Origin of the sequence: Streptomyces sp. NPDC016845 (genome assembly GCF_044332585.1) — a bacterium.
Lineage (GTDB): Bacteria > Actinomycetota > Actinomycetes > Streptomycetales > Streptomycetaceae > Streptomyces.
The window spans coordinates 1,165,396-1,191,559 of the sequence record NZ_JBIRPI010000001.1 but is presented as its reverse complement, the minus strand read 5'-3'; the positions used below and the strand labels follow the sequence as shown (position 1 = coordinate 1,191,559).

Here is a 26,164-nt window from a genome sequence, read left to right as displayed (position 1 = left end):
GAGCGCGCCTCGCGGCCGGTCGGGGACGCGCGGCTGCGCTTCCCGGCCTCGGCGGGCGGCGCGGCGCACACTGAAGGACGTGAACTGGTTCGGTGACGGGGATTACTGGCTGAGCCGCCTGGTCTTCCAGCGCGGTCTCGCCGCGGTCTATCTGGCCGCGTTCGTCGGCGCCGCGCTGCAGTTCCGCGCCCTGATCGGGGAGCGCGGCATGCAGCCGGTGCCACGGCTCCTGGAACAGGTGGAGTGGCGGCGGGCGCCGACCCTGTTCCGGCTGCACTACTCGGACCGGTTCTTCGCCGGGTGCGCGTGGACCGGCGCCGCCCTCGCCGTGGCGCTGCTCGCGGGCGCGGACGGCCGGCTGCCGCTGTGGGCCGCGATGCTGCTCTGGCTGGCGCCCTGGGCGCTGTACCTCTCGATCGTGAACGTCGGCCAGACCTGGTACGGCTTCGGCTGGGAGTCCCTGCTCCTCGAAGTCGGCTTCCTGGCGGTGTTCCTCGGCAACGACGAGGTGGCCCCGCCGGTCCTCGTCCTGTTCCTGCTGCGCTGGCTGCTGTTCCGCCTGGAGTTCGGCGCGGGCCTGATCAAGTGGCGCGGCGACGCGTGCTGGCAGAAGCTGACCTGCCTGTACTTCCACCACGAGACGCAGCCGATGCCCTCCCCGCTGAGCTGGTTCTTCCACCACCTGCCGCGTCCGCTGCACCGCGTGGAGGCGGCGGCGAACCACGTGACGCAACTCCTCGTCCCGTTCCTCCTCTTCACGCCGCAGCCGATCGCCACGGTGGCCGCCGCCATCATGATCGTCACGCAACTGTGGCTGATCCTGTCGGGCAACTTCGCCTGGCTGAACTGGCTGACGGTCGTGATCGCCGCCGCCGCGCTCGACCTGACCCCGCTGCACACACCGCCCGACCTGCCCGCCAGGGCCCCGCTCTGGTACGAGATCCTCGTGTTCGCCCTGGTCGTCCTGGTCGCGGTGCTGAGCCGGCGCCCGGCACGCAATCTGCTCTCCCGCCGCCAGTCCATGAACCGCTCGTACGACGTTCTGCACCTCGTCAACACGTACGGGGCCTTCGGCACGGTCGGCCGGGTCCGGCAGGAGCTGGTGATCGAGGGCACGGCGGACACGAAGCCGCGGACCGACTCCGACTGGCGGGCCTACGAGTTCAAGGGCAAGCCGGGCGATCCGCGGCGCCTTCCGCGCCAGTTCGCCCCCTACCATCTGCGGCTCGACTGGATGATGTGGTTCGCCGCGCTCTCGCCCGCGTACGCCCGCCCCTGGTTCAACGGCTTCGTCGAGCGCCTCCTGGAGAACGACCGGGACACGCTCCGCCTGCTGCGCCACTGCCCCTTCCCCGACGAACCGCCCGCCCACATCCGGGTCCGGGTGTACCGCTACCGCTTCTCGACGTGGCGCGAGCTGCGGACGACGGGCGCCTGGTGGGAGCGGACCTACGTACGGGAGTTCCTGGCACCGACGCGGCTGAGGTAGACGCGCCGGGCGGTCCCGGCGAACACGTCGGGATCGGCCCCGCCCACCAACTCCTGTGCGGTGTCCAGCACTTGGCCGTACGTCCCGGCGAGCGTGCACACGGGCCAGTCCGAGCCGAACATGACGCGGCCGGGACCGAAGGCGTCCAGGACCGTGTCCGCGTAGGGCCGCAGGTCGTCGACGCGCCAGGCCGTCCGGTCGGCCTCGGTGATCAGCCCGGAGAGCTTGCAGACGGTGTTGGGCAGGGCGGCGAGCGCCCGCACGTGGCTGCGCCAGGGTTCGGTCTCCCCGGTCGCGACCGGGGGTTTTCCGGCGTGGTCGAGGACGAAGGTGAGGTCGGGGTGGTCCGCGGCCGCCTTGACGCAGGCGGGCAGTTGACGCGGCAGTACGACGAGGTCGTGGACCAGCCCGGCCGCGGCGAGCGCGGACAGCCCCCGGTGCACGTCGGGGCGGAGCAGCCACTCGGGGTCGGGCTCGCCCTGCACCTGGTGCCGGATGCCCACGAGGTGGTGCCCGCCGCTGAGTTCACGTAGCCGCTCCAGGGCCTCGCCCACGTCGGGGCGGGTCAGATCGGCCCACCCGACGACGGCCCCGACCAGGTCACTGGAGTCGGCGAGCGCCAGCAGCTCGGGCGTCTCCTCGGCGACGGTGACCGTCTGCACGAGAACGGTCGCCCCCACACCGGCGGCCCGCGCGTCCGGGGCGAGATCGTCGAGGGTGAAGGTGCGCCGGATGGGTGCGAGGGCGGGCCCGGTGATCCAGTCCTGGTCGCGGACGGAGAGGTCCCAGACGTGGTGGTGGGCGTCGATGACGACGGGGAGCGGCGGGGTCACGGCAGCTCCCGGACCACCGGCAGCCCCGCGCCCGCACCCTGCGCCGAGTAGTCGTGTGCCACGTCCAGGAGTTCGTCCATGCGGGCCTGCCACTCCACGTTCACCGGGCACTTCTCCAGTTCGGCGGGCACCTCGCGGTGGGCGGCCTCGTACTCCTCGACGTGGTCGGCGCGGACCTCGGTGTGCAGGGCGACTCTCACGCGCCCTCCTTCTGTACGGGGACGGGGGCGTCGGGGTCGAGAAGGTGGCGGGCGCGGGCCTCAGCCCAGAAACCGTCCGGGACCGGAGTCCGGAACTGCTCGACGGTGTCCAGGACTTCGGCCGTCGAGCGGGTGCCGACCAGGACACCCGTGACGGCCGGGTGGCCGAACGGGAAGGCGAGCGCGGCGGCGCGCACAGTGGTGCCGTGGCGCTCGGCCAGCTTCTTCAGCTTCAGCGCTTTGCGGACCATGACCGGCGCGGCGAGCATGTAGTCGAACGTGCCGCCTTGTCGCGGGTCGGCGAGGAGGCCCGAGTTGAAGACGCCGCCGATGACGACGGAGACGCCGCGCGCGGCCGCCGCGGGGAGCAGCTTCGGCAGGGCGCCCTGGTCGAGGAGGCTGTAGCGGCCCGCGCACAGGACCACGTCGACATCGGTGTCGGTGACGAACCGGGTCAGCATCCGCGCCTGGTTCATGCCCGCGCCGATGGCGTCGATGAGCCCCTCGCCGCGCAGCCGCTCCAGCTCGGGGTACGCCTCGCCGAAGGCCTGCTCGGCGTGTTTGTCCGGGTCGTGCAGGTACACCACGTCGATCTTGTCGGCGCCGAGCCGGCCGAGGCTCTCCTCGATGGAGCGGCGGACCCCGTCGGCGCTGAAGTCCCACACGCGGCGGTGCGTGGCCGGGACGGCGAACCCGTCGGCCAGGTCGTCGCCCCCGCCCTCGTACGGTTCCAGGCGGCGGCCGACCTTGGTGGACAGGGTGTAGGAGCCGGTGCGGCGGGAGCGCAGGAACTCGCCGAGGCGGCGTTCCGAGAGGCCGATGCCGTAGTGCGGGGCGGTGTCGAAGTACCGGATCCCCGCGTCCCAGGCGGCGTCGAGCGCCTCGTACGCCTCGTCGTCGCGGACCGGTGTGAACAGGTTGCCGATGCCCGCCGCGCCGAAGCCGAGCGCGGTGACCGGGACGCCGCTCCGGCCCAGGGTGCGGGTCCGCATCGGTGTCACTGTCCCGCGGGCCGCAGGCGCAGCCCCTGCATGCCGCCGTCGACGGCGAGGGAGGTGCCGGTGGTCGCGCCGGAGAGCGGGCCCGCCAGATAGGCGACGGCGCCCGCGACCTCGTCGGCGGAGACGAGGCGTCCGGTGGGCTGGCGGGCTTCGAGGGCGGCGCGTTCGGCGGCCGGGTCGTCCGCCTTGGCGAGGAGCCGCCCGATCCAGGGGGTGTCGGCGGTGCCGGGGGTGACGCAGTTGACGCGGATGCCCTCGCGGACGTGGTCGGCCGCCATCGCGAGGGTCAGGGAGTACACGGCGCCCTTGGACGCCGAGTACAGGGCGCGCTGCGGCAGCCCGGCGGTGGCGGCGATGGAGCAGGTGTTGACGATCGCGGCGTGGGCGGAGTCCCGTAGCGCGGGCAGGGCGGCGCGGGCCACGCGCACCATGCCGACCACGTTGACGTCCAGGACGCGGTGCCATTCGGCGTCGTCGTTGTCGGCGACGGTGCCCTGGGCGCCGATGCCCGCGTTGTTGACCAGGATGTCGAGCCCGCCGAGGCCGCTGATCGCGGCGGCCACCGCGGCCCGTACGGTCACGTCGTCGGTGACGTCGGCGGCGTACCCGCGCAGCGGCTTGTCGACCTCGGAGATGTCGCGGTCGAGGACGGCGACGTCGGCGCCGCGTGCGACGAGCAGTTCGGCGGTGGCGCGGCCGATGCCGGAGGCGCCACCGGTGACGAGGGCCTTGAGCCCGGCGAAATCCGTGCCGTCTGGGCTTTGGGTCATGCTGCGGCTCCGTTCGTGTGGGGCGGTTCGGGCGCGGCAAGGTCCTTCGACCAGAACTCACCGTCCGGGTAGGTGAATTCGGCGATGGACTCCGGCCGCATGGTGGCGGAGAAGCCGGGCGCGGCCGGTGCCATGTAGTGACCTTCACGTATGACGACCGGGTCGCGGAAGTGGTCGTGCAGATGGTCGACGTACTCGATCACGCGGTCGTCGGTGGTGCCGGTCAGCGCGACGTAGTCGAACATCGACAGGTGCTGGACCAGCTCGCACAGTCCTACGCCACCCGCGTGCGGGCAGACGGGCACGCCGAACTTCGCGGCGAGCAGCAGGATCGCCAGGTTCTCGTTGACGCCGCCGACGCGGGCGGCGTCGATCTGGAGGACGTCGATGGCGCCTGCCTGGAGGAGCTGCTTGAAGACGACGCGGTTGTGGACGTGTTCGCCGGTGGCGACCTTGACGGGGGCGACGGCCGCGCGGACCGCGGCGTGGCCGAGGATGTCGTCGGGGCTGGTGGGCTCCTCGACCCAGTACGGGTCGAACGCGGCGAGGGCGGTGGTCCAGCGGACCGCCTCGTCGACGTTCCAGCGCTGGTTGGCGTCGATGGCCATCCGGATGTCCGGGCCGATGGCCTCGCGGGCGGTGCGGCAGCGCCGGATGTCGTCGGCGAGGTCCGCGCCGACCTTCAGCTTGATCTGGGTGAAGCCGTCGGCGACGGCCTGCCGGGCGAGGCGGGTGAGCTTCTCGTCGGAGTAGCCGAGCCAGCCGGGCGAGGTGGTGTAGCCGGGGTAGCCGCGCGCCATGAGGCGGGCGGTGCGTTCGGCGGCGCCCGCCCGCCCCTCCTCCAGCATGCGCAGGGCCTCCTGCGGGGTGAGCGCGTCCGCGATGTAGCGGAAGTCGATCTGCCGGACGAGCCACTCGGGCTCGGCCTCGGCGAGGAGGCGCCACAGCGGCTTGGCGGCCCGTTTGGCGGCGAGGTCCCACGCCGCGTTCACGACGGCGCCGATCGCCATGTGCATCACGCCCTTCTCGGGCCCCAGCCAGCGGAGCTGGCTGTCGCCGATCAGGTCACGGCTGAGAGTGCCCGGGTCGGCACACAGCTCGTCGAGGGAGCGCCCGACGAGGTGAGGGCTGAGCGCGCGGACCGCGGCGACCTGCACGTCGTTGCCGCGGCCGATGGTGAACGTGAAGCCGTGCCCCTCGTGCCCGTCGGCGGCGTCCGTGCGCAGGACGACGTAGGCGGCGGAGTAGTCGGGGTCGGGGTTCATCGCGTCGGAACCGTCCAGTTCCCGGGAGGTCGGGAACCGGATGTCGTAGGTGTCGACCGCGGTGACGCGCGGGGTGATTGCGGACACGGTTGCCTTTCGGGCGGGTGTGGAAAAGAGCGGCTAGGGTCAGTCCTGGGCGCGGCCGGTGGTGACGCGGGCGATCATCAGGGCGAGCAGGATGCTCCCGCCGTAGATCGCCTGGATCCAGAACTCGCACGCCTTGACGCCGTACGCGACGTTGTCGGCCCGTACGACCATGGCGACCTTGCCCTTCTCGGGCGCCACGTCCACGGCGACGCCGGGCACGCCCTCGCGTTCGGCCTGGTCGAGTCCGGCGGCGGTGGCGGCGCTGTCGAGCGGGGCCACGACGTGGCCATCGACACCCTGGTCGAGCTGGTTGTTGATGTCGGTGATCTGCTGGGACGGGTCGCTGTCGGAGTTGACCGTCTTCAGCGCGTCGACCTCCTCGGACTTCGCCATCTTCGGCACGTAGTCGATATTTATCAGACCACTTGGCCACGGCGACACCCTTCTGCACGGGTTTAATTGCGTCCACGCCCATAGTGGTCGGACCACATCGCTGGTTAGACTTCGGCCGAGGACCCGCACCCGGGAGGACGTCATCGTGGAGCAGACCGCCCCCCAGAAGGGCACCGTCACGGCGCGGGCGATCGAACAGATCAAGGCGATGATCGGCGGCGGCCGGCTCGAACCCGGCCAGCGGCTGCCGACCGAGCGGGACCTCGCGGCCCAGCTCGGCATCTCCCGCAGCTCGATGCGGGAGGCGATCCGCGCGCTCACCGTGCTCGGGGTGCTCGAGGCGCGGCACGGCAGCGGAATCTATGTCACGCAGCTGGAGGCCGGGGACCTCCTCGAGACCTTCGGGGTCGTCGCGGATCTTTCGCGGGGGCCTCGGCTCGTGGAGCTGCTCGAGGTACGGCGCGTTCTGGAGTCGACGGCGACGGCGCTTGCCGCTGCGCGGATCACCGGGCCGCAACTGGCCGGGGTGGAGAGCCATTTGGCGGCGATGGAGGCCACCGACGACCCCGAGGAGATCCTCTCCCACGACCTCGCCTTCCACCGGGCGATCGTGGCCGCCGCCGGGAACGAGACGATGGCCGCGATCCTGGAGGGCCTGTCGTCACGGACGTTCCGGGCGCGGGTCTGGCGGGGCTATCAGGAGGAGGGCGCGTTCGAACGGACCCGGCGCGAGCACTCCCGTATTCACCAGGCGCTGGTGGCCCGCGACCCGGAGGCCGCGCGGGTCGCTGCCGCTGGGCATGTGGGTGAGGTGGAGGCCTGGTTGCGGGCCCAACTGGACTGACCCGTTCGCATCTTTGACGTGCGCGGCTCTCGTCGTGGCTGGTCGCGCAGTTCCCCGCGCCCCTGAGATGCGCACTTCGTGCGCCATCTCAGGAAGGCGCGCGTGCAGCGCGCCCTATGGAGCTGCGGCGAAGCCGCATGCTCCAGGGGCGCGGGGAACTGCGCGACCAGCCACGACGCACGCCGCACCCGGCAACGGCAACGCACAGAGCGGAGCGGTTACGTGTCGGCCGCGCAGCGGAAGCCGCAGTTCCCGCTGCTGGAGTCCGGCGTGTTGGAGGTGCGGGCGGCGACCCGGTAGCGGTTGCAGTACGAGTCGTGGCACAGGTAGGAGCCACCGCGCATGACGCGGTTCTCCCCCTCCGCCGGACCCCGGGGATCGGTGGCGGGGACCGCGTCGTGGGTGGCGGTGAAGCGGTCGGCGACCCACTCCCACACGTTGCCGACGACGTTGTACAGGCCGTACGCGTTGGGCCGGTACGTGTCGACCGGCGCCGTACCCACGTGCCCGTCCTCGCCCGTGTTGCGCCTCGGGAACTCTCCCTGCCAGATGTTGCAGCGCCAGTGGCCGCGCGGGGTCAGCTCGTCGCCCCACGGGTAGCGGGCCTGTTCGAGGCCGCCGCGGGCCGCGAACTCCCACTCGGCCTCGGTCGGCAGCCGCTTGCCCGCCCAGGCCGCGTACGCGCTCGCGTCGTCCCAGCTCACATGGGTGACGGGGTGGCGGGCCCGGTCCCCTACACCGGAGCCCGGGCCCTCGGGCGCCCGCCACATCGCGCCCTCGACGCCGCGCCACCACGGGGTGCCGGCCGGGGCCCGGGTGGTCCGCATCAGCTCGGGGGCGAGGAACCCGGCGAAGACGTAGGACCAGCCGAACCGCTCGGCGGCGGTGACGTACCCCGTCTCCTTCACGAAGGTGGCGAACTGGGCGTTGGTGACGGCGTGTTCGTCGATGCGGAACGCGGAGACGGTGACCTCGCGGACGGGTCCCTCGCCGTCCCCCGGGTTGGCCCGCTCGTCCTCGTTGCCCATGAGGAAGGTGCCGCCGTGCAGGGTGACCATGCCCTTGCCCAGCGGCTTGCGGCGGGCGGGCTTCGGCGGGGCGGCGAGCGGCAGGGCCGGGGCGGCGGCCCCGCGCGGCGCCGCGCAGCACGCGGACACGGTCGGCTCCTGCGCGGTCATCTGTGCCTCCTGCGCGAACGGGGTGGTTCGAACCGATCTTCGCACGGGGCGGCAGGGGGCTGGGGGCAGGGTCGCGGCCGACGCCGCCCACCCGGACACCAGGTCAGACCTGCGCCTTGTACAGGCCGAACTCCTTGATGCGCACGGCCGACCGCGCCTGCGTGATCCGCAGCCGCCAGCGCCGCGCCGTGACCGGCTCCGGCAGCGCGAGGATGCGGGCCGCGCCGATGGTGCCCAGCTCGGCGACGGTGGTCCACGCGCCGTCGGCCCACGCCTCGACGACGAAGCGCTCGACCTGCTGCCCGTGCCGGATGTCCTCGGCGATCCGGATCCGGTCGACCGCCGTGGGCCGCCCGAGATCGACGGTACGGGTACCGGCCCGGTCCTCCTGTACGCGGGCGCCCCGGGCCAGGTCCCTGGGCAGCTCGCGGTCGGTGCGCTCGCGGAACTCCCGCAGCCGTACGACGTCGGCGGCGGGCAGCAGGCCGTCCGTGTCCGGCGGGATGTTGAGCAGGAGCACGGCGCCCCGGCCCACCGACCGGTACCAGATGTCCGTCAACTGCTCGACCGACTTGGGCTGTTCGTCGGCGTGGTGGAACCAGCCGGGCCGGATCGACACATCGCACTCGGCGGGCCACCACTGGAGCGCCGCCGCGTCGGGTTGCGCCTCGGTCAGGGCGTCGCGGCTGCCCTCGTCGGCGGCGTCGTAGGGCAGGACACGGTCGTACTTGCCGTTGCCGCTGTCCTTGACGGCGATGACGCTCCACTCGTTCTCGCGTGCCATGCCGTCCTCGTTGCCGACCCAGCGCACGTCGGGCCCGGACACGGCGATCGAGGCGTCCGGGGCGAGGGCGCGGACCAGTGCGTACCAGCTGTCCCAGTCGTACGCCTCCACCTTGTCCGGCGGGATACGGCCCTGGGCACCGTCGAACCAGACCTCGTCGACGGGCCCGTACTCGGTGAGGACCTCGTAGAGCTGGTTGAGCATGTGGGCGCCGTAGTCGGTGGCGTCGAGGTCGTACGTGGGCAGGTCGGTGCGGTCCGCGCGGTCGTCGCCGTCGACGAGGGCGGGGATGGTGCGGGCGGTGCGGGCGCTGCCGTTGGCGTAGACGCCGTCGAGGTACTGGTTCTCGTCGGCGGGCGAGATGTAGACGCCGACCTTGATCCCGTACTTGCGCATGGAGTCGGCGAAGGAGCGCAGCACGTCACCCTTGCCGCCGCGCCAGCTGCTGCTCGCCACACTGTGCCTGGTGTAGCGGGACTGGTAGAGAACGAAGCCGTCGTGATGCTTGGCGGTGAGGACGGCGAGCCTGAAGCCGCCGTCGCGCAGGGCGCGTGCCCACTGGTCGGTGTCGAGCCCGGTGGGCCGGAAGATCTCCGGGTCCTCGTCGCCGGTGCCCCATTCGAGGCCGGTGAACGTGTTGACGCCGAAGTGCAGGAAAGCCGTTTTCTCCAGTCTCTGCCAGGCGAGTTGGCGTTCGGTGGGGCGGACGCGGGCCGCCTTCGCGACGAGGCGTTCGGGGCTGTCGTCGGGGCTGACGGGGATACGGAAGTACGGCTCGGCGGGGGCGGCCGGCAAGGTGCGTCGAGTCAGGGGCATGGGTGAGGGGTCCCTTCGCTCATACGGGGTTCGCGCACTACGGGGTTCGCGCACGGAGTTCAGGCGCGGGTGAGGAGCGGCACGTTGAGCGTGAGCTTGCCACTGCGCGTCTCCAGGCAGGCGCCGTCCGCGTTGGTGAGGGTGGCGTAGCCGTCGGCGAGCGGTACGCGGGTGAGGGCGGGGACGGTGCGGGGCGCGGCGGTGTCCGCCGGGGCCGCGTGTGCGGCGGAGACCGGGGCGGCGGTCAGGAACAGGGCGAGCGCGGCGCCGAGGAGGCGCGGCTTAGGGCATACGTGTGCCCGCACCCCGCGGCTGGGCGCGGGGTGCGGGCGGACGGCCGGACCGGGGTCGCCGGGGTTCAGTCGACGCTGGGCAGGATGTGCGGCTCCGCGAGGTCGTCCTCGTATCCGGCGAGGCGGATCGGGGCCGACCGGGCCCAGACGTCGAGGCTGCCGAGCTTCTCCTGCCTGCGGCGGCCGACCCGCTCCGTACGTTCCTTCGGGCGCTGCTCGTGGTTCGTCTTCTCTGGTGTCACCGCGCACTCCTAATGTGTCGGGTAACCCGCTCCGGCGTGACCGGCCCAGCGTCGCGCCGGGCACCGGACGCCCGATCGGGCTTGAGTAGAGGGCCAGTTCGGGCGCGGTGGCGCCGGTTGTCGCTGGTGGGATCGGCCGTGGTGACCGGCCTCTCCCCGGGCGGTTCCATGGGTACGGGTGGGACCCACTTGCAGTAACCGTCCGGCTACAGAGTAACCAAATGAGCGAGGGTCCGCTCGATGGGGCTGAAACCCGTACGTCCCGCGGGGGTCGCCGGGTGTTCATTCAGCCATGCGGGGGCGGACCGCGCGAGTCAATTTCGGGCCCTGTAGGTGTTCTCTCAGTAGTCGGGCGCGGGCCGGTCCGTGTTGATGGTGCGGCCCGGCCCGTCGGTGGGCTGCGCCGACGGGCGGGAGGTGGCGTCCGGCGAACCCGTGGGCCGGGCGGGAGAGGGGGCGGGCGGCAGCTGGCCGTCGGGCGGGGGCGGGCCCGACGGGCTGGCCGTCGCGGCGCCCGCGGCCTCGTTCGCGATGCCGTCGAAATCCACGTCGCCGGTGCCCTCCAGCATGGTGATGTGGTCCAGGACCGTCTGGTTCGCGTCGGTGGCCAGCTCCCGTACGAGACTGTTGCGGGTGGTGTGCCGGACCTGCGCGATGAGCGCGAACACCTTGCCGTGCGAGTCGCGGAGCAGATTGGCGAACTTGCGCTCGTAGTCCTCGCCGCTCGCCGCGGACATCTCGCGGAGCCAGCCCTGCTGCTGCGCGGACGGCTGGTTGGGCAGTTCGACGCCGAGCCGCGCGGACACCGAGCGCACCCGCTGGTCGAGGTCGGTGTGGCCGATGACGAGGTGGTCGCCCGCGTCCCTGATCGCCTGCGTCGGGGCGCGCTCCATCGCCTGCTGGCCGGCCGGGATCTCCCACAGCCCGGCGAGCCTGACCTTGACGAGGAAGTCCCGGTCCGTCGCCGACAGCGGGCCCCACTGGGTGGACACCGTGCCCGCGTCCAGGTTGGCCTGGCCGGTTCCCGACCGGTCGGCGTACGACCAGATCGGGAACGCCAGGGCGCCGAGGGTGGCGACCAGGGCGGCGAGGATGAGAGTGGTGCCGTTCACGCGACGCAAGCGGTCCTCCTGATGACCGACGTCAACCCGCCCGTACGGCGGGCCACTTGGTGGTACGGAAAGATACGGGCGGGGCGACCGGAATGTTCAGACCCCGACCGGGACCAGGGCTGCCCCGGCACCGTTAACGCCCCGTTGCCCGTTCCGTCGACTGCCGGTCCGCTGCGCATGGCCTCCCCCTGGTCTCCTTCTGGACAGACGCACGGCCAGCGCATGAGCTTCGGGAGGAGTCGTCCATGGAACGCGGGGAACGCGTCGAGCTGCGTACCGTCGGGGAGCTGATGGCGGCGCTGCACGCCTGCCGGGGCGCGTGGGACACCCCGGACCGCAGCGGCGACCCGGTCGACCTGCACGACCACGCGCTGCAGACCGCGGCGCTGCTCAGGCGCGGCCGGCCCAGCGACAAGGAGTTGCAGGTCGCCGGGTTGGTGCACGATCTGGGCCATCTGCTGCACCCGGGCGACGACGCCGGGCACGCGGACCACGCCGCGCACGCCGTGCGCGGGCTGCTCGGTGCACGGGTGGCGCGCCTGGTCCGGCTGCACGTCCCCGCGAAACGCTATCTGAGCGCGCTCGAGCCGGGCCGCGGCCTGTCGGCGCAGAGCGCGCTGACCCTTGGCGTGCAGGGCGGCCCGATGTCGGCCCGCGAGGTCGCGGCGTTCGAGGCGGACCCCTTCTCCGACGACGCGGTCACCCTGCGCCAGGCGGACGACGCGGGCAAGGTGGTGGGTCTGGACGCGGGCGTCGTGGAGGACTGGCGGCCCGTGCTCGAACTGGTCGCGGCGGCTCAGAGGTCAACTCCCGTGCACAGCTGGTGAATCGAGCAGGGTGTGAGACCGTACGCCCATGGTCTCGTCCCGTGTCCTCGACGGCAGAGCGGCCCTGGTGACCGGTGCCTCGCGCGGCATCGGGCGGGCCGTCGCCGATGAACTCGCCGGCGCCGGAGCCGCGCTGTGCGTGACGGCGCGCGACCCCGACGGCGTACGGAAGGCGGTCGCGGCGCTGCGGGCGCGCGGCGCGGACGCGGTGGGCGTGGCGGGGTCCGTCGCCGACCCCGCGCATCTGCGGGAGGCGACCGAGCGGGCGATGGCCGCGTTCGGGCGGGTGGACATCGTGGTGAACAACGCGGCGACGAACCAGCCGTACGGGCCGCTGATGGACGTGGACCCGGACGCGTGGCGCACGGCGTTCACGGTGAACGTCGAGGCGGCGCTGCGGCTCGTGCAGTGCGCGTGGCGGGCGTGGATGGCCGAGCACGGCGGCGCCGTCGTCAATGTGTGCACGGAGGGCGCCGCCCATGTCGGCCCGCACGTCGGGGCGTACGGGACGAGCAAGGCGGCGCTGCTGCACCTGACGGCTCAGCTGGCGGGCGAGCTGGGCCCGTCGGTGCGGGTCAACTCCGTCTCCCCCGGCCTGGTCCGCACCGAGATGGCGCGGTTCGTGTGGGAGGGGGCGCAGGAGAGCGTGGCGGCCGGGCTGCCGTGCGGGCGCATCGGCGAACCCGGGGACGTGGCGCGGGCGGTGCGGTGGCTGGTGTCGGACGAGGCGTCGTGGATCACCGGTGCGGATCTGGTGGTGGACGGCGGCACGCGGGTGCGGGCCGCCTCACCCACCGGCGACCCGGGCGCCGTACAGGACCGGCTCCGTCACCACTTGCCGGGCTCGTAGTCCTTCAGGAAGACGCCGTACACGTCGTCGCCCGACTCTCCGCGCACGACCGGGTCGTAGACGCGGGCGGCGCCGTCGATCAGGTCGAGCGGGGCGTGGAAGCCCTCCTCGGCCAGGCGCAGCTTGTCGTAGTGGGGGCGCTCGTCGGTGATCCAGCCGGTGTCGACGGAGGTCATGAGGATGCCGTCGGACTGGAACATCTCCTGGGCGCTGGTGCGCGTCACCATGTTCATCGCGGCCTTGGCGGCGTTGGTGTTCGGGTGGCCCGCGCCCTTGTAGCCGCGGCCGAAGACGCCCTCCATCGCCGAGACGTTGACGACGTACGCGCGACCGCTGGCCGCCTTCTTCGCGGCGTCGGCCATGGCCGGCCGCAGGGCGCTGATCAGGATGAACGGCGACGTGTAGTTGCACAGCTGGGTCTCGAGCAGCTCGACCGGGGAGATCTGGTCGATGGTCTGCACCCAGGTGTTGGAGTCGACGACGTCGGGGACGAGGCCGCCCGCGTCGATGGCGGTGCCGTCCAGGTGCCGGGCGACGCTCGCGTTGCCCGCGACGAGCGCGAGGTCGGCGACCTTCTGCGCGTCGAGGCCGCTGGTGCCGATGGGCAGCGCGGCGATGCCGTCGACCGCGCCGGAATTGAAGGCGCCGATGACGGAGTGGGCGGGCAGCTCACCGGCGGGCAGCGGCGCGCTCTCGCCGTCGACGAGGGCGGCGTAGGCGGAGGGCAGGCGGCGCACGGTCTGCGTGGCGTTGTTGATGAGGATGTCGAGCGGACCCTGCGCGGCGAGACGCTCGGCAAGCTCGACGGACTGCGCCGGGTCGCGCAGGTCGATGCCGACGACCTCCAGGCGGTGGATCCACTCCGCCGAGTCCTCCATCGCCTTGAAGCGGCGGATGGCGTCCTTGGGGAAACGCGTCGTGATCGTCGTGTGCGCACCGTCACGCAGCAGGCGCAGCGCGATGTACATGCCGATCTTGGCGCGGCCGCCGGTGAGCAGGGCGCGCTTGCCGGTGAGGTCGGCGCGGGCGTCGCGCTTGGACCGGTTCAGGCGGGCGCAGTCCGGACAGAGCTGGTGGTAGAAGTAGTCGACCTCGACGTACCGCGTCTTGCAGGTGTAGCAGGAGCGCGGGCGCTGGAGTATCCCCGCGAGGACACCCTCCTCGGTGCGGGACTGGGGCAGCAGGCCCTCGGTCTCGTCGTCGATGCGCTGCGCGGACCCCGTCGCGGTCGCCTCGGTGACGGCCTTGTCGTGGGCCGTCTTGGCGGCGCGGCGCTCCTGGCGGCGGCGCTGCTTCACGGTCCGGTAGATCCCGGCGGTGGCGCGCCGCACGGCGATCGCGTCGGGGTGGTCCACGTCGAGGCGGTCGAGCTCGTCGAGCACGCTGAGGCAGACGGCGAGCCGCTCGGGGTCGATGCCCGGACCGGGGAGCGCCCCGGAGAGGTCAGAGGCCCCCGGGGCCTGGTTGTCGTCTGTCACCGTCATCGCCGCTGCCGTTCCTGGGAGGAACTCTCGCGCGTCACGCCCGTTCGCGTGCGCTGTCGAGAGCTATGAAAGCGAAATTTTACAAACGGCCCGGTCCAGTCTCCAAACCCGATGCGCGTCAGGGCGTGCAGGCGGCGGTCAGCGAGCGCAGTTCCTCCGTCACGGCGCGGGCCAGCACATCGAGGTCGGGGACGGCCTTCGCGTCGGCCACGAGCCCGTAGTGCACGCGCCCCCGGTACGTCGAGACGGCGACGGCGAGGGACTGGCCCTGGGCGAGCGGGGCCAGCGGGAAGACCTCGGTGAGCGGGCAGCCGCCGAGCCGCAGGCCGAGGCTGGGCAGCGGCACGCTGGTGACGAGGAGATCGAAGAGGAGGCGCGCGTTCTGCCCGACGAAGGAGCCGCCGAGCCGGTGCCCGAGGGGCGGTACGTGGTCGGCGAGGAGGGCGACGGCCCCCGCGCCCCGGTTCGGCCCGGAGTCCTTGCTCCGGTCCATGGCGGCCCGTACGACGCGCAGCCGCTCCCCGGGGTCGGGTTCGGTGACCGGCAGGCGTACGAGGTAGCCGGAGAGCCGGTTGCCCTGCGGGTGGGCGGTGCGCGGGCGGCGCCGGGAGACGGGGATCAGGGCGCGTGGTTCGACGCCCTCGCTGCCGTCGCCGCGCTCGTCGAGCCAGCGCCGTACGGCCCCGGCGACGATCGCGATGAGGACGTCGTTGACGGTGCCGCCCGCGCTCTTGCGGATGCGGTGCACGTCGTCGAGGTCGAGGACGACGCCCGCGGTGCGGCGCTCGCCGCTGGCCCCGGAGGTCAGCGCGGGCGAGGTGCGCACGCCCCAGGTGGCGCGCGCCACGGAGGCGCCGATCGAGACGGCCTGTGTGGCGCTTGTCACCAGCGAGCGGACGTGACCGGGGTAGCGGCGCGGGTCGAGGTCGCCCAGGGTGATCTCCCGCAGCCCCGGGACGGGGAGGCGCAGGCCGCGCCGGGGCGCGGGCGGCTCCTTCGGCGCCCGTGCGGCGGGCAGGTCCATGGGGTCCATGACGGCGGCGGCGAGCGTCAGGGCGCGGAGCCCGTCGGCGAGGGCGTGGTGGAACTTGAAGAGCACGGCGAACGTTCTTCCGTCCGCCGACGGCAGCACGTGCGCCTCCCACGGGGGCCGCGCCCGGTCCAAGGGCCGCTCCATCAGCGCGCCCGCGGCGGCGTGGAAGTCCGCGACCGGCTCCGCGACGCGCACATGGTCCAGCGGGTCGAACTCCGCGACGGTTACGCGCGCCGCGCCGCCCACGGGCAGGAGCACTCCGGCTATGCGCATGCGCAGGCCCGGCACTCCGGCGGCGCGCGCGGCGAGCAGTTCGTACGCGTGCTGGGCGGCGCCGGGGCCGTCGGCCGCGAAGACGCCCAACGCGCCCAGGTGCATGGGGTGTTCGGACGTCTCGATGTTCCAGAAGGCAAGGTCGAGAGGGGCGAGCAGGTCCGGTCCTGTGACAGTCATGGAGTGCTCTCGCGTCGACGACGGGGAACCCGCAGTCAACCCTTCGCCGTCGATTACGGTCAAGTACGATCTAGGCACGCACAGTTAACAACAGGTTAAGACCCGCCTCTCTGTGAAAGGCGGGTCTCATGTGACTCCTGTGACGTGTCTAGTACGTCACTCGACCGGTCCGGTACGTCACTTCAGCGCGGGCGGCGCGGCATCCGCACCGGTCCCCCACGTCGAGGGCGCGCTGCCCACCGTGAACGACAGATCGCGCAGGCCGCGCAGGTCCTCGGTGGTCAGGTACGTCCTGCCGTACGCGGCACCGTCGGCCCGCGCCGACTGGATGTACCGGTCGGTGCCGGAGGTGCCCTGCGCCCGTACCGTCAGCTTCCCCTTCGGGTAGTACCGGCGGTCGAGGGTCAGGTCGACGCGCTCGAAGACCGGCGTCGACAGGCCCCAGGTGTCGGTGCCGGGCTGCACCGGGAAGATGCCGATGGACGACAGGACGTTCCAGGCGGACATGGTGCCCAGGTCGTCGTTGCCGGTCATGCCGGTCGGGCCGTCGGTGAACAGGGTCAGCGCGGCGTGCACCACGTCGGTGGTCTTCCACGGCTGCCCGGTGGAGAGGTAGGTGTACGGGGCGATGAGGTCGGGCTCGTTCTGCGGGTTGTACTTGTCGGCGTTGTAGTAGTCGTACGGCCCGTTGACCCACACCTCGCGGGCGGTCTTCGCGGGGTCGGCGACCAGCTGGTCGTAGGCGAAGAAGGAGTCGAGGCGCTTGTTCGCGGCGTCCGTGCCGCCGATGAGGCCGACCATGCCGGGCAGGTCCTGCGGCACGAGCCACTGGTACTGCCAGGACGTGCCCTCGTGGAAGCCCTCGCTCTGCGCGGGGTCGGCGGGACCGGTGAAGGCGCCGGAGGCGTCGCGGGCCCGGAAGAACCCGGTCGAGGTGTCGAAGATCTTCCGGTAGTTCTGCGCCCGCTCGGCGTACCGCTTCGCGTCGGCCTTGTGGCCGAGCTCCTTCGCCATCTGGCCGAGCATGGCGTCGGACAGGGCGTACTCCAGGGTGGCCGAGGCCCCGTGGTCGTAGTCGGAGTCGCCGGGCTTCACGTGCGCGCGGTCCTTGATGTACGGGGCGAACCCGTCGGCCAGGTACTCCTTGTTGGCCTCGCGGCCCACGGGCGCGGAGTCGGCCGGCGGCACGCCGTCGGCGTTCTTCTTCAGCGCCCGGTACGCGTCCTCAGCCTCGCCGGTTCCCTTCAACAGGCCCTGCTGGTAGGCGTTGGTGAGGAACGGGGTGACCGGGTCGCCGGTCATGATGTTGGTCTCGACCGTGCCGTAGCCCCACTTGGGCAGCCAGCCGCTGTCCTTGTCGATCTGGATGACCGACAGCGCCATGTCGCGTGACTCGCGCGGGGCGAGCAGCGACAGGAGCTGCGCCTGGGTGCGGTAGGTGTCCCAGAGCGACCAGTTCTGGTAGTACGTGTAGCCCTTGGCGCGGTGGGTCTTCTGGTCCCAGCCGGTGTAGCGGCCGTCGACGTCGCTGCCGACGTTCGGGGCGAGGAACGAGCGGTACAGCGAGGAGTAGAAGGTGCGGCGCAGGGTCTCGCTGCCGCCCTTCGCCCGCACGTCGCCGAGGCGGTCCTCCCACGCGGCGGTCGCGGCGCGGTGCACCTTGTCGAAGGAGCGGCCGCCCTCGGCGCGGAGGTTGAGGGCCGCGCCCTTGGCGTCGACGTAGGAGATGGCGGTGGTCGCCTCGACGGTGCGGTCCTTGCTCGTGTCGAACCGCACATAGGCGCCGTTGCGCTCGGCGTCCGCGTCGGACGACTCGGAGCCCGCGGTGACGGTGTCGCCCTTCCAGGTGCCGGACGTGGTGAAGGGACGGTCGAACTTGGTGATCGTGTAGACCGTGTACGGCTTGGTGTCCTGGCAGAAGCCGCTGCCCGTGATGGCGGTGCGCACGGTGCGGCTGTCGAGGATCTCGACCTTGGTGTGCACCGACTTGTGCAGGGACTGGCCCGCGTTGATGAGGACGTTGGCCTTGTCGGTGGCCGGGAAGGTGTAGCGCTGGACGCCGGTGCGCTCGGTGGCGCTCAGCTCGGCGTCGATGCCGGTCTTCAGGCCGACCTTGTAGTAACCCGGCTTGGCCGTCTCGTCGTCGTGGCTGAACTCGGCGGCGTACTTGGCGTAGTCCGTGCTGGTGATGTCACCGGTCGTGGGCAGGACGGGGAGGTCGCCGCCGAGCCCGCAGCCGACGCCCGAGATGTGGACCGTGGAGAAGCCGCGGATGTGGTTCTCGGAGTAGTCGTAGCCGGTGTTGTGTCCGGTGTCCGGCGAGAACTGGACCATGCCGAACGGGACGGCGGCGCCGGGGTAGGTGTTTCCCTCGTTCTCGGTGCCGATGAACGGGTTGACCAGGTCCGTGAGCCGGCCGGTGTCATGGGCCGCGGCCTGCGCCACCGGCGCGCCGAGCCCGGTGCCGAGCAGGACGGCGGCTCCGAGCGCGCCCACCGCGAGGCGGGCGGCCCTGCGGCCGGTTCTGCGGACTGTCGTGCGGGTTGTCATCGTGGGCCTTTCGACAACGTTGTCAGCGGGCGCGCTCATTCTTCGTCCGTCCCGGGGGTCCGTCAAGACGTCAGCCGCCACAGGTGGTCCTCCGTCCCGTTGTCGGCGAACTGCACCACTTGGGCGCTGTTGGCCGTGGACATCCCGTCGACGCCGAGCACCTTGCCGCTGTGCTCGTTGCGGAGAAGGAACCAGCCGTCGCCCTGGTCGACACGGGTCCACAGCAGGTCGGGGCGCCCGTCGTCCTCGTACTGGACGGCCCAGGCGCTGTCGGCCGCCGAACCGCCCTTGATGGACAGGCACTTACCGCTCTGGCCGTTGCGGATACGGAGTCTGCCGCCGCCCGCGTCGAGCAGCTGCCAGGCGTGATCGCCCGTCCCCGAGTCGTCGAACTGGACGACGCGCGCGTCATTGTCCGTGGACATCGAGTCGACGGCGAGAACCTTGCCGCTGTGCTTGTTCCGGATGCGCCGGTACGGGGCCTCCGGCGTCCAGGGCCGGCCGTCCGGGGCCGCCGTCGGGAAGGACGTGACGCGCAGCCGCGCCGCGCCCATCGGCACCAGCGTCACCGTCTCCACGGCCGCCCGGCTGCGGGCCGGGCTCGGCTGCAGCGGCGCCACCACGTGCTCGTCGTCCGCGATCCACTCGGGCAGCCGACGGGCCCGCGCGGCGAGCGTGACGGGCGCGGAGTCGAGCGTGAACGGGTTGCCGGGAAGCGGCCCCGGCCTGCGGCGCAGGGTGGGCGTGCTGCCGGGCACGAGCCCGTAGTTCCAGGCCGAGGCAGCGTGCACGTCGTACTCGGGGAAGGTGTCGTCGCCGCCGGTCCGCACGTACTTCTCGGTGATCTTCAGGGAGTAGGTGAGCGGGCCGTGGTCGACGCTGACGCTGTCGTGGTTGCGGGACCAGGTGCGCAGGGTGGTGCGCTGCGGCAGGCGCAGGGTGACGCGGTCGCCGGTGCGCCAGGTGCGGCGGATCTCGGCGAAGGACGGGCCCGCTCCCGCTGGAAGCGTTCGGCCGTTGACGGCGAGCCGCGGCTTCTCGCACCAGCCGGGCACGCGCAGCCGCAGCGGGAAGTCGACGGGCCGGTCCGCGCGCACCGTCAGCGTGATCGTCTCGTCGAACGGATAGTCCGTCTCCTGGGTGAGGGTGACCGGGACGGCGTCCGCGCCCACCTCTGCCCGCACCTCGCACGCGGAGTACAGGGCGGCGGCGAGCCCGCCGTCCGGGGTGGCCAGCCACAGCTCCTCGTTGAAGTAGGGCCAGCCCATGCCGTAGTTGTGCGGGCAGCAGCGGTACTGGTCGACGCCCGGCTGGAACGACTGCATGGCGAAGCCGTTCTGGAACTGCCCGTCCGTCTTGCGGGCGTTGTCGAGGTCGACGCTGTTGGCGCTGGTGACGTAGTGGATGCCCTTGCCCTGCGGGTCGAGCGACGCGGGCAGCATGTTGAAGGCCAGGTCTTCGCAGCGGTCGGCCCACACGGGGTCGCCGGTGAGCCGGGTCAGCAGCTCGTGGCTGGCCATGAACTCGACGATGCCGCAGGTCTCGAACCCCTGGCGCGGGTCGCCGAAGCCGGGCCGGCAGTTCTCGTCACCGGCGATGCCGCCGCCCGCGAACTGACCGTGTTCGGCGATCACTTGGTCGTACGTGCGGTACGTGGCCCGCACCAGGTCGTCGGCGCCGCCGGCCGCCCACTGCGCGTACTGGGCCGGTTCGCGGAAGCCCTGGGCGATGTTCACGTTGTGCGGGCTGGGCAGCGGGCCCGTCCAGTCGGCGCCGTAGCGGTGCATCTTCTCGACGAGGCTCGCGAGGAACGCCTCACCCGTGCGGTCGTACAGCCAGCGCGCGGTGTCGATACCGTCGCCCCAGCGCACCGAGACCCAGCTGGAGTCGTAGGCGCCCTTGCCCTGCGCCTCCATGTAGCGCAGGAAGCGGGTCAGGAACGGCACGATCCGGGTGTCGTGCGTGTACTCCTCGTACGTGCGCAGCGCCATGAGCAGCGGGAGGAACGGCCAGAAGTCGGGGCCACCGTCGAGCGAGGTGCGCAGGGCGCGCGGACCGAAGAAGCCGTCCGCCTCCTGGGTGGCGAGGATGGCGTCGATCCAGCGCTTGCTGGTCGCCAGGGCGTCGGTGTCCCGGGTCGCGACGGCGAGCGGCACGAACCCGCGCAGCCAGTAGGGGAGTTCCTCCCAGCCGCCGAGTTCGGGGTGGACCCAGCCGCTGGTGTCCATGTCCAGGAAGTGGGACTTGCCCTCGTAGCGGCCGCAGACTCCGGCGAGCTGGAGTCCGAGCTGTCCGGCGAGCCAGCCGCGGGCGGTGATGCTGCCGGCGGGGAGGCGGGTGAAGGCGTCGGGGGCGACGGCCGTACGGGCGGCCGGGCTCGCGGTCGCGGTCTTGGCGGCGGGGACGCCGAGCACCGTCGCCGCCGCGGCCACGGTGCCGCCTTGCAGTACGCCACGTCGTGTCACGGTCATCTGCTTGCTCCTCACGGGGGTGGTTGGAGCCAAGGGGACGGGGCGGGCCCGGCGGCTGCCGGGCCCGCCCCAGGGACGTAGTGATCAGGCGCAGTTCTGCACGGTCGCCTGCGAGGCGTCCTCGATGAGCTTCACCTGCGCGTCGTGCACGCGCTTCACGTCCGGCTTCACGACCCTGCGGTCGTAGGTGACGAGCCCGTTCAGCTCACCCTCCACGTCGGAGATCTGCGTGTAGACGGCGCCGTTGCCGCCCTTGCAGGCCAGGGCGTGCACCTCGTCGAGCTTGGTGAGGTAGTCGTCCGTGTACGTCGCCGGGTCCACGTCGACGTAGGACTGCTGGACGGACCAGGCGTGTCCGGGTACGGCGAGGCCGAGGCCGCCGTACTCGCCCGCGACCAGGGCCCGCTTGCCGTCCGGGTTCGGAGGCAGCGCGGGACTCGGGTAGCCGTGCTCGTCGAGGATGTCGCCGGTACCGCCGTCCCGGCCCAGGTTGATGCCGGACATCGAGTTGATGAGGCGGGTCGGGTCCCAGGCCTTGGCCTGGTCGGCGAGGCGCGCCTCGTCGTACTGGCCCCAGCCCTCGTTGAGGGTGACCCACATGATGACCGACGGGTGGTTGGCGTGCTGGTCGATCATGATCTTCATCTCGCGCTCGAACTCGGCGCGGGCGGCGGTCGAGGGGTTCACCCCGGCCGTCATCGCCGGCATGTCCTGCCACACGAGCAGGCCGAGCTTGTCGGCCCAGTAGAACCAGCGGTCGGGCTCGACCTTGATGTGCTTGCGGACGGAGTTGAAGCCCATCTGCTTGTGCATCTTCAGGTCGTAGGCCAGGGCCTCGTCACTGGGCGCGGTGTGCAGGCCGTCCGGCCAGAAGCCCTGGTCGAGGGTGGCCATCATGAAGGTCGGCTTGCCGTTGAGGACGGTGCGCGGGGTGCCGTTGACGTTCTCGACGGCGATGGAGCGCATCCCGAAGTAGCTGCCGACGCGGTCCTTGCCGACGCTCACCTTGAGGTCGTAGAGGAACGGGTCGTCCGGTGTCCACAGGTGCGGCTTGCTCAGCTTGAGGGTGAGCTTCTTGCCCGAGACACCGGTGACGGCGGCGACCTTGCGCTTGCCCTCGTACGCGGTGGCCTTGACCGGGAGACCGGCCTTCACGCCGGTGGTCTCGACGGCGAGGCTGCTGGTCCTGACGTCCGGCGTCAGCTTGAGGTCAGCCACGCTGTCCTTGGCGACCGGCTCCATCCACACCGTCTGCCAGATGCCGGACGACGGGGTGTACCAGATGCCGCTCGGGTCGAGGCGCTGCTTGCCGATCGGCGGGTTCTCGCCGTTCGCGGCGTCGGTCGGGTCGTAGACGCCGACGATCAGCTCCTGGGTGCGGCCCGGCTTCAGCGCGTCGGTGATGTCGGCGCTGAACTTGTCGTAGCCGCCCTTGTGGTCCGCGACCTTCTTGCCGTTGACGTAGACCTCGGACTTCCAGTCCACGGCGCCGAAGTTCAGCTGGAGCCGCTGGTCCTTGCCGACCTTCCAGTTCTTGGGAACCGTGAAGGTGCGGCGGTACCACATGCGGTCCTCGTGGCGCTCGATCCCGGAGAGCTGCGACTCGACCGGGTAGGGCACGAGGATCTTCTCGCCGAGCTTCTTGCCGGTCGGGACGGGATCGCCGTCCTCGGCGCCGGCGAACTCCCACGTCCCGTTCAGGTTCTGCCAGTCCGAGCGGGTGAGCTGGGGCCGCGGGTACTCACGGTGGGCGTTCTTCGGGGTGACGTCGTCGCCCCACTTCGTGGAGAGCTGGTACGTGGAGTGGTTCGGGCCGCTGGACCAGAACGAGCCGACGGCCTTGCCGTCGCTGCCGGTCAGACCGCCCGTGCCGTCATACGTGACGTCGGCGAGGCCGGGCGCGTCCCCGTCCTTGTTGCCGACGACGGGCTCGGTGAGGTTCACGAGCAGCGTGCGCGGGTTCTTCTTGTCCGCCTCGACGCTCTTGAGCGGCCATTTCGCGCCGCCGATCACCGCGGTGAGGTGGTCGTTCACGGCGGCCGGTACGGTCCCGAGCTTCTGCGCGAAGTCGAGCTTCAGGGTGCGGCCGTCGCCGAGCACGGTGGTGCCGATGGCGCCGTCGTACGCCCAGTCGTCCGGGATGCGGAAGGCGGACGAGGGAATCGCTTCCTTCTGCTCGCCCGGCTCGGTCCAGCGCACGTGCAGGTTGGACCCGCCGTAGTGCTCGAAGTACTCGACCTTGAAGTTCACCGCCTGCCCGGCGGTCAACTGGACGGCCTGGGAGGTCTGTTCCTTGTCCCAGTCGTCGACCCAGTGGTCGATGACGAGCTTGTCGTCGACCCAGAGGCGGAAGCCGTTGTCGCCGGTGATGGAAAACGTTGTCAGGCCGGTCTTCTCCGGCACCAGCTTTCCGGTCCAGCGGGCGTTCACGTCGTCACCCCGGCCCGTCGCCGACTGGAGCCGGGACTCCAGGCTGCCGAAGTCGAGCTGCGGATCGAAACCGGTCGCCTTCAACTCGTGGAAGTCGAAGGCTCCGGGGGCGGATTGGGTGTAGTACTCGCCTTTGAGCCCGTGCGGCACGACCGGCTCGTCCGCGGCCGTGGCGGACGGTGCCACGGTGAGTGCGGTGAGACCGAGCGCCGCGGTGAGCAGCGGGGCGAGCAGGCGGCCCTGACGTCTGAGGGTTCTGGTGCGCAACGTTCCTCCAGTGCGGGACGCGTCCGGTGGAACACGTCGAGGAAGGGTGGCGGCTCGCCGTTCCAGTCGGTACAACTCGTCTGTACAACGTTGGAAGGAACGGCAGTTGGCATGACAGCACGCCTTCCGGTGTGCTGTCCAGGGGCATGACACGCGCGCCCGGTGAGCGGGTGCGCCGAGCCGAAGGAGATTCCGTGCGGGTGAGCCTCAAGGATGTCGCGGAGCGCGCGGGCGTCTCGATCAAGACCGTCTCGAACGTGGTGAACAACTACCAGCACGTCACACCGGCGATGCGGGCCCGCGTCAAGGCCGCCATCGACGAGCTCGGCTACCGGCCCAATCTCACCGCCCGCAACCTGCGCAAAGGCCGTACGGGGATCATCGCGCTCGCCGTGCCCGAGCTGGGCAACCCGTACTTCGCGGAGCTCGCGGGCGCCGTGATCGACGCGGCCGCCGAGCACGACGTCACGGTGCTGCTCGACCACACCCGGGGCGACCGTGAGCAGGAGGTTCTCGTCAGCCAGGGGTTCCGGGCGCGGGTGATCGACGGGCTGATCCTGAGCCCGCTCGAACTGGAGGCCGAGGACCTGCGCGGCCGGGACGACGACGTGCCGCTCGTGCTGCTCGGCGAGCGCGAGTACGACCTGCCCTACGACCACATCGCCATCGACAACGTCGCGGCGGCCCGGACCGCCGTACGGCATCTGATCGGCCGGGGCCGCACCCGCATCGCGTATCTGGGCGAGCGCATCGATTCGGCCAATCAGCCGGCCCATCTGCGACTGGCGGGCTGGCGCGCGGAGTTGACCGAGGCGGGGCTTCCGGCGCCGGACGCGCAGGTGGGGGCGACGGGCGGCTGGGACCGGGGCGACGGGGCGGAGGCGATGGCGCGGATGCTGGACTCCGGGGTGCGGCCGGATGCCGTCTTCGCCTACAACGACCTGGTCGCGATCGGCGCGATGCGGGTGCTGCACGAGCGGGGCCTCAGGGTTCCGTGGGACGTGGCGGTGGTCGGTTTCGACGACATCGCGGAGGGCCGGTTCGGGGCGGTCACGCTGACCACGATCTCACCGGACAAGCAGGCCATCGCGCGTCTCGCGGTGCAGTCGCTGCTGAACCGCCTGGAGCATCCGGAGGAAGGTCCGGGGCGTGAACTCGCCGCCGCATACCGGCTGATAGAGCGGGAAAGCACTCTCGGGCGCCGCTGATCCTTCCTCGGGTCCGGGCGGCGCGTGTCCTCGAAGGCCGGGGCACGGGTCCTTGCGCGAGACCTAGACAGCGTCCTTCCAACGATGTAAAAACCTCCCCTGTACCGCCGTTCAACCGGTCGAACACTCCTACCCCGTCAGCGCGTTGACGCGCCGGGCCGTGCCGTTTTGGGGACCACCACATGACGCAGACCGCACGATTTCGCCGAAACTCCTCCCGGGCCCTGCTCGCCGCCGGCCTCGTCGCGAGCCTCGCGCTCGCCACCGGATGCGCCAAGTCCGAGGACGACAACGAGGGTTCGGACACGAGCAGTTCGAGCGCGCAGAACGAGAACGCCGGGCAGGAGGTCGCCTCCTCCGGAGACGGAAAGACCTGCGACGTCTCGGCGTACGGCGGCAAGAAGCTCGACCTCAAGGGCGCCACGGTCGGCTTCTCGCAGTCGGAGAAGGAGGCCAACCCGTTCCGTATCGCGGAGACCGCCTCGATCAAGGCCGAGGCCGAGAAGCGCGGCATCAAGCTGCTCACGGCCAACGCCCAGTCGCAGTTCTCCAAGCAGATCAGCGACGTCCAGGACCTCATAGCGAAAGGCGCCGACCTGCTGGTCATCGCGCCCCTCAACTCCGACGGCTGGGAGCCCGTGCTGCGCGCGGCGGGCGCCAAGCACATCCCGATCGTCACCGTCGACCGCAAGATCAACGCCACCGCCTGCAAGGACTACGTGTCCTTCATCGGCTCGGACTTCGTGGAGCAGGGCAAGCGCGCCGCGGACCAGATGATCGAGGCGACCGGCGGCAAGGGCACGGTGGCGATCCTGCTCGGCGCGGCCGGGAACAACGTGACGACCGAGCGCACCAAGGGCTTCGAGGACCAGATCAAGGCGAAGGCCCCGGATCTGAAGATCGTCTTCAAGCAGACCGGTGAGTTCGCCCGTGAGAAGGGCCAGCAGGTCACCGAGCAGCTCATCCAGTCCAAGCCCGACATCAGCGGCATCTACGCCGAGAACGACGAGATGGGCCTGGGCGCCGTCAACGCGCTCAAGAGCGCCGGCAAGAAGGCGGGCGCCGTCAAGATCGTCACGGTCGACGGCACGCGCAACGCCGTGCAGGGCATCGTCGACGGCTGGATCTCCGGTGTCATCGAGTCCAACCCGCGCTTCGGCCCGCTCGCCTTCCAGACCCTGGACTCCTTCACCAAGGGCGACAAGGTCGGCCAGGACATCGTCATCAAGGACAGCGCGTACACCGAGGCCAACGCCAAGACGGACCTCGACAAGGCGTTCTGAG

General features: G+C 71.5%; 21 protein-coding genes and 1 pseudogene. 6 read left to right on the top strand and 16 right to left on the bottom strand.

The window, feature by feature from the left end:
• Positions 1 to 79: 79 nt before the first annotated feature.
• Positions 80 to 1,489 (top strand): lipase maturation factor family protein, encoded by a 1,410-nt coding sequence (locus ACH4RC_RS04975; RefSeq protein ID WP_398195187.1) that lies wholly within the window; start codon positions 80 to 82, stop codon positions 1,487 to 1,489.
• Here ACH4RC_RS04975 and ACH4RC_RS04970 read toward each other — a convergent pair.
• From ACH4RC_RS04970 to ACH4RC_RS04945, 6 genes and pseudogenes are all read right to left on the bottom strand, one after another.
• Positions 1,450 to 2,322 carry an amidohydrolase family protein gene (locus ACH4RC_RS04970; RefSeq protein WP_398195184.1) on the bottom strand — a complete coding sequence of 291 codons (873 nt, stop codon included), beginning with the start codon at positions 2,320 to 2,322 and terminating at the stop codon, positions 1,450 to 1,452. The two genes, ACH4RC_RS04975 and ACH4RC_RS04970, sit on opposite strands and share 40 nt — an antisense overlap.
• Positions 2,319 to 2,522 carry a hypothetical protein gene (locus ACH4RC_RS04965; RefSeq protein ID WP_398195181.1) on the bottom strand — a complete coding sequence of 68 codons (204 nt, stop codon included), beginning with the start codon at positions 2,520 to 2,522 and terminating at the stop codon, positions 2,319 to 2,321. Before ACH4RC_RS04965 ends, ACH4RC_RS04970 begins: the two co-directional genes overlap by 4 nt.
• Positions 2,519 to 3,514: an aldo/keto reductase gene (locus ACH4RC_RS04960; RefSeq protein WP_398195178.1), complete on the bottom strand. Its 996-nt coding sequence runs from the start codon at positions 3,512 to 3,514 to the stop codon at positions 2,519 to 2,521. The genes ACH4RC_RS04965 and ACH4RC_RS04960 overlap by 4 nt, the downstream gene beginning before the upstream one ends.
• A 5-nt stretch (positions 3,515 to 3,519) precedes the next feature.
• Complete coding sequence (locus ACH4RC_RS04955) at positions 3,520 to 4,293, bottom strand: SDR family NAD(P)-dependent oxidoreductase (RefSeq protein WP_398195176.1); 774 nt, start codon at positions 4,291 to 4,293, stop codon at positions 3,520 to 3,522.
• On the bottom strand, positions 4,290 to 5,645 hold the full coding sequence (locus ACH4RC_RS04950) for an enolase C-terminal domain-like protein (RefSeq protein WP_398195173.1): 1,356 nt from the start codon (positions 5,643 to 5,645) through the stop codon (positions 4,290 to 4,292). The genes ACH4RC_RS04955 and ACH4RC_RS04950 overlap by 4 nt, the downstream gene beginning before the upstream one ends.
• Before the next feature lie 87 nt (positions 5,646 to 5,732).
• Positions 5,733 to 6,053 (bottom strand): annotated as a pseudogene (locus tag ACH4RC_RS04945) (sugar ABC transporter substrate-binding protein); the annotation flags it as partial.
• A 130-nt stretch (positions 6,054 to 6,183) separates the two neighbouring features.
• Here ACH4RC_RS04945 and ACH4RC_RS04940 point away from each other — a divergent pair.
• Positions 6,184 to 6,882, top strand: a complete 699-nt coding sequence (locus ACH4RC_RS04940; protein ID WP_398195170.1) for a FadR/GntR family transcriptional regulator — start codon at positions 6,184 to 6,186, stop codon at positions 6,880 to 6,882.
• A 218-nt stretch (positions 6,883 to 7,100) separates the two neighbouring features.
• Here ACH4RC_RS04940 and ACH4RC_RS04935 read toward each other — a convergent pair whose 3' ends face one another.
• The 5 genes from ACH4RC_RS04935 to ACH4RC_RS04915 all read right to left on the bottom strand — a co-directional run bounded on the left by ACH4RC_RS04935 (position 7,101) and on the right by ACH4RC_RS04915 (position 11,316).
• A complete protein-coding gene (locus ACH4RC_RS04935; protein ID WP_398195168.1) occupies positions 7,101 to 8,060 on the bottom strand; it encodes a formylglycine-generating enzyme family protein in 960 nt (319 codons plus the stop codon).
• Between the two features lie 103 nt (positions 8,061 to 8,163).
• Entirely contained in the window at positions 8,164 to 9,660 is a 1,497-nt protein-coding gene (locus ACH4RC_RS04930) for an alpha-L-fucosidase (RefSeq protein WP_398195165.1), read from the bottom strand.
• Positions 9,661 to 9,719: 59 nt separating this feature from the next.
• Positions 9,720 to 9,965: a hypothetical protein gene (locus ACH4RC_RS04925; RefSeq protein ID WP_398195163.1), complete on the bottom strand. Its 246-nt coding sequence runs from the start codon at positions 9,963 to 9,965 to the stop codon at positions 9,720 to 9,722.
• Between the two features lie 53 nt (positions 9,966 to 10,018).
• Positions 10,019 to 10,195 carry a hypothetical protein gene (locus ACH4RC_RS04920; protein ID WP_398195160.1) on the bottom strand — a complete coding sequence of 59 codons (177 nt, stop codon included), beginning with the start codon at positions 10,193 to 10,195 and terminating at the stop codon, positions 10,019 to 10,021.
• Positions 10,196 to 10,536: 341 nt separating this feature from the next.
• Positions 10,537 to 11,316, bottom strand: coding sequence for a DUF4142 domain-containing protein (locus ACH4RC_RS04915; RefSeq protein WP_398195157.1), 780 nt, complete (start codon positions 11,314 to 11,316; stop codon positions 10,537 to 10,539).
• 236 nt (positions 11,317 to 11,552) lie between these two features.
• Here ACH4RC_RS04915 and ACH4RC_RS04910 point away from each other — a divergent pair, with 236 nt between their 5' ends.
• Together ACH4RC_RS04910 and ACH4RC_RS04905 are read left to right on the top strand one after the other, a co-directional pair.
• Positions 11,553 to 12,134, top strand: coding sequence for an HD domain-containing protein (locus ACH4RC_RS04910; RefSeq protein ID WP_398195154.1), 582 nt, complete (start codon positions 11,553 to 11,555; stop codon positions 12,132 to 12,134).
• A gap of 28 nt (positions 12,135 to 12,162) precedes the next feature.
• Positions 12,163 to 12,984, top strand: coding sequence for an SDR family oxidoreductase (locus ACH4RC_RS04905; protein WP_398195152.1), 822 nt, complete (start codon positions 12,163 to 12,165; stop codon positions 12,982 to 12,984).
• Here the strand turns inward: ACH4RC_RS04905 and ACH4RC_RS04900 are convergent.
• From ACH4RC_RS04900 to ACH4RC_RS04880, 5 genes are all read right to left on the bottom strand, one after another.
• On the bottom strand, positions 12,963 to 14,468 hold the full coding sequence (locus ACH4RC_RS04900; protein WP_398195149.1) for an SDR family NAD(P)-dependent oxidoreductase: 1,506 nt from the start codon (positions 14,466 to 14,468) through the stop codon (positions 12,963 to 12,965). The two genes, ACH4RC_RS04905 and ACH4RC_RS04900, sit on opposite strands and share 22 nt — an antisense overlap.
• A gap of 118 nt (positions 14,469 to 14,586) precedes the next feature.
• The gene (locus ACH4RC_RS04895) at positions 14,587 to 15,954 is read right to left on the bottom strand and encodes a wax ester/triacylglycerol synthase family O-acyltransferase (RefSeq protein ID WP_398195146.1); all 1,368 of its coding nucleotides are present in this window, start codon (positions 15,952 to 15,954) and stop codon (positions 14,587 to 14,589) included.
• Positions 15,955 to 16,131: 177 nt separating this feature from the next.
• Entirely contained in the window at positions 16,132 to 18,504 is a 2,373-nt protein-coding gene (locus ACH4RC_RS04890; protein WP_398195144.1) for a GH92 family glycosyl hydrolase, read from the bottom strand.
• Between the two features lie 62 nt (positions 18,505 to 18,566).
• Positions 18,567 to 20,975 (bottom strand): beta-L-arabinofuranosidase domain-containing protein, encoded by a 2,409-nt coding sequence (locus ACH4RC_RS04885; protein ID WP_398195141.1) that lies wholly within the window; start codon positions 20,973 to 20,975, stop codon positions 18,567 to 18,569.
• An 84-nt stretch (positions 20,976 to 21,059) separates the two neighbouring features.
• Complete coding sequence (locus tag ACH4RC_RS04880) at positions 21,060 to 23,672, bottom strand: PA14 domain-containing protein (RefSeq protein ID WP_398195139.1); 2,613 nt, start codon at positions 23,670 to 23,672, stop codon at positions 21,060 to 21,062.
• Positions 23,673 to 23,866: 194 nt separating this feature from the next.
• On the opposite strand from ACH4RC_RS04880, the gene ACH4RC_RS04875 reads away from it, so the two are divergent.
• Both ACH4RC_RS04875 and ACH4RC_RS04870 read left to right on the top strand, forming a co-directional pair.
• A complete protein-coding gene (locus ACH4RC_RS04875) occupies positions 23,867 to 24,880 on the top strand; it encodes a LacI family DNA-binding transcriptional regulator (protein WP_398195137.1) in 1,014 nt (337 codons plus the stop codon).
• 182 nt (positions 24,881 to 25,062) lie between these two features.
• Positions 25,063 to 26,163 (top strand): ABC transporter substrate-binding protein, encoded by a 1,101-nt coding sequence (locus ACH4RC_RS04870; RefSeq protein ID WP_398195135.1) that lies wholly within the window; start codon positions 25,063 to 25,065, stop codon positions 26,161 to 26,163.
• Position 26,164: the final 1 nt, after the last annotated feature.

Excerpts from the sequence above, each read along its gene's own strand:
- ACH4RC_RS04960 (WP_398195178.1), bottom strand. The coding sequence starts at position 3,514 with ATGCGGACCCGCACCCTGGGCCGGAGCGGCGTCCCGGTCACCGCGCTC.
- ACH4RC_RS04955 (WP_398195176.1), bottom strand. The coding sequence starts at position 4,293 with ATGACCCAAAGCCCAGACGGCACGGATTTCGCCGGGCTCAAGGCCCTC.
- ACH4RC_RS04935 (WP_398195168.1), bottom strand. The coding sequence starts at position 8,060 with ATGACCGCGCAGGAGCCGACCGTGTCCGCGTGCTGCGCGGCGCCGCGC.
- ACH4RC_RS04930 (WP_398195165.1), bottom strand. The coding sequence starts at position 9,660 with ATGCCCCTGACTCGACGCACCTTGCCGGCCGCCCCCGCCGAGCCGTAC.
- ACH4RC_RS04910 (WP_398195154.1), top strand. The coding sequence starts at position 11,553 with ATGGAACGCGGGGAACGCGTCGAGCTGCGTACCGTCGGGGAGCTGATG.
- ACH4RC_RS04905 (WP_398195152.1), top strand. The coding sequence starts at position 12,163 with ATGGTCTCGTCCCGTGTCCTCGACGGCAGAGCGGCCCTGGTGACCGGT.
- ACH4RC_RS04900 (WP_398195149.1), bottom strand. The coding sequence starts at position 14,468 with ATGACGGTGACAGACGACAACCAGGCCCCGGGGGCCTCTGACCTCTCC.
- ACH4RC_RS04895 (WP_398195146.1), bottom strand. The coding sequence starts at position 15,954 with ATGACTGTCACAGGACCGGACCTGCTCGCCCCTCTCGACCTTGCCTTC.
- ACH4RC_RS04890 (WP_398195144.1), bottom strand. The coding sequence starts at position 18,504 with ATGACAACCCGCACGACAGTCCGCAGAACCGGCCGCAGGGCCGCCCGC.
- ACH4RC_RS04885 (WP_398195141.1), bottom strand. The coding sequence starts at position 20,975 with ATGACCGTGACACGACGTGGCGTACTGCAAGGCGGCACCGTGGCCGCG.
- ACH4RC_RS04870 (WP_398195135.1), top strand. The coding sequence starts at position 25,063 with ATGACGCAGACCGCACGATTTCGCCGAAACTCCTCCCGGGCCCTGCTC.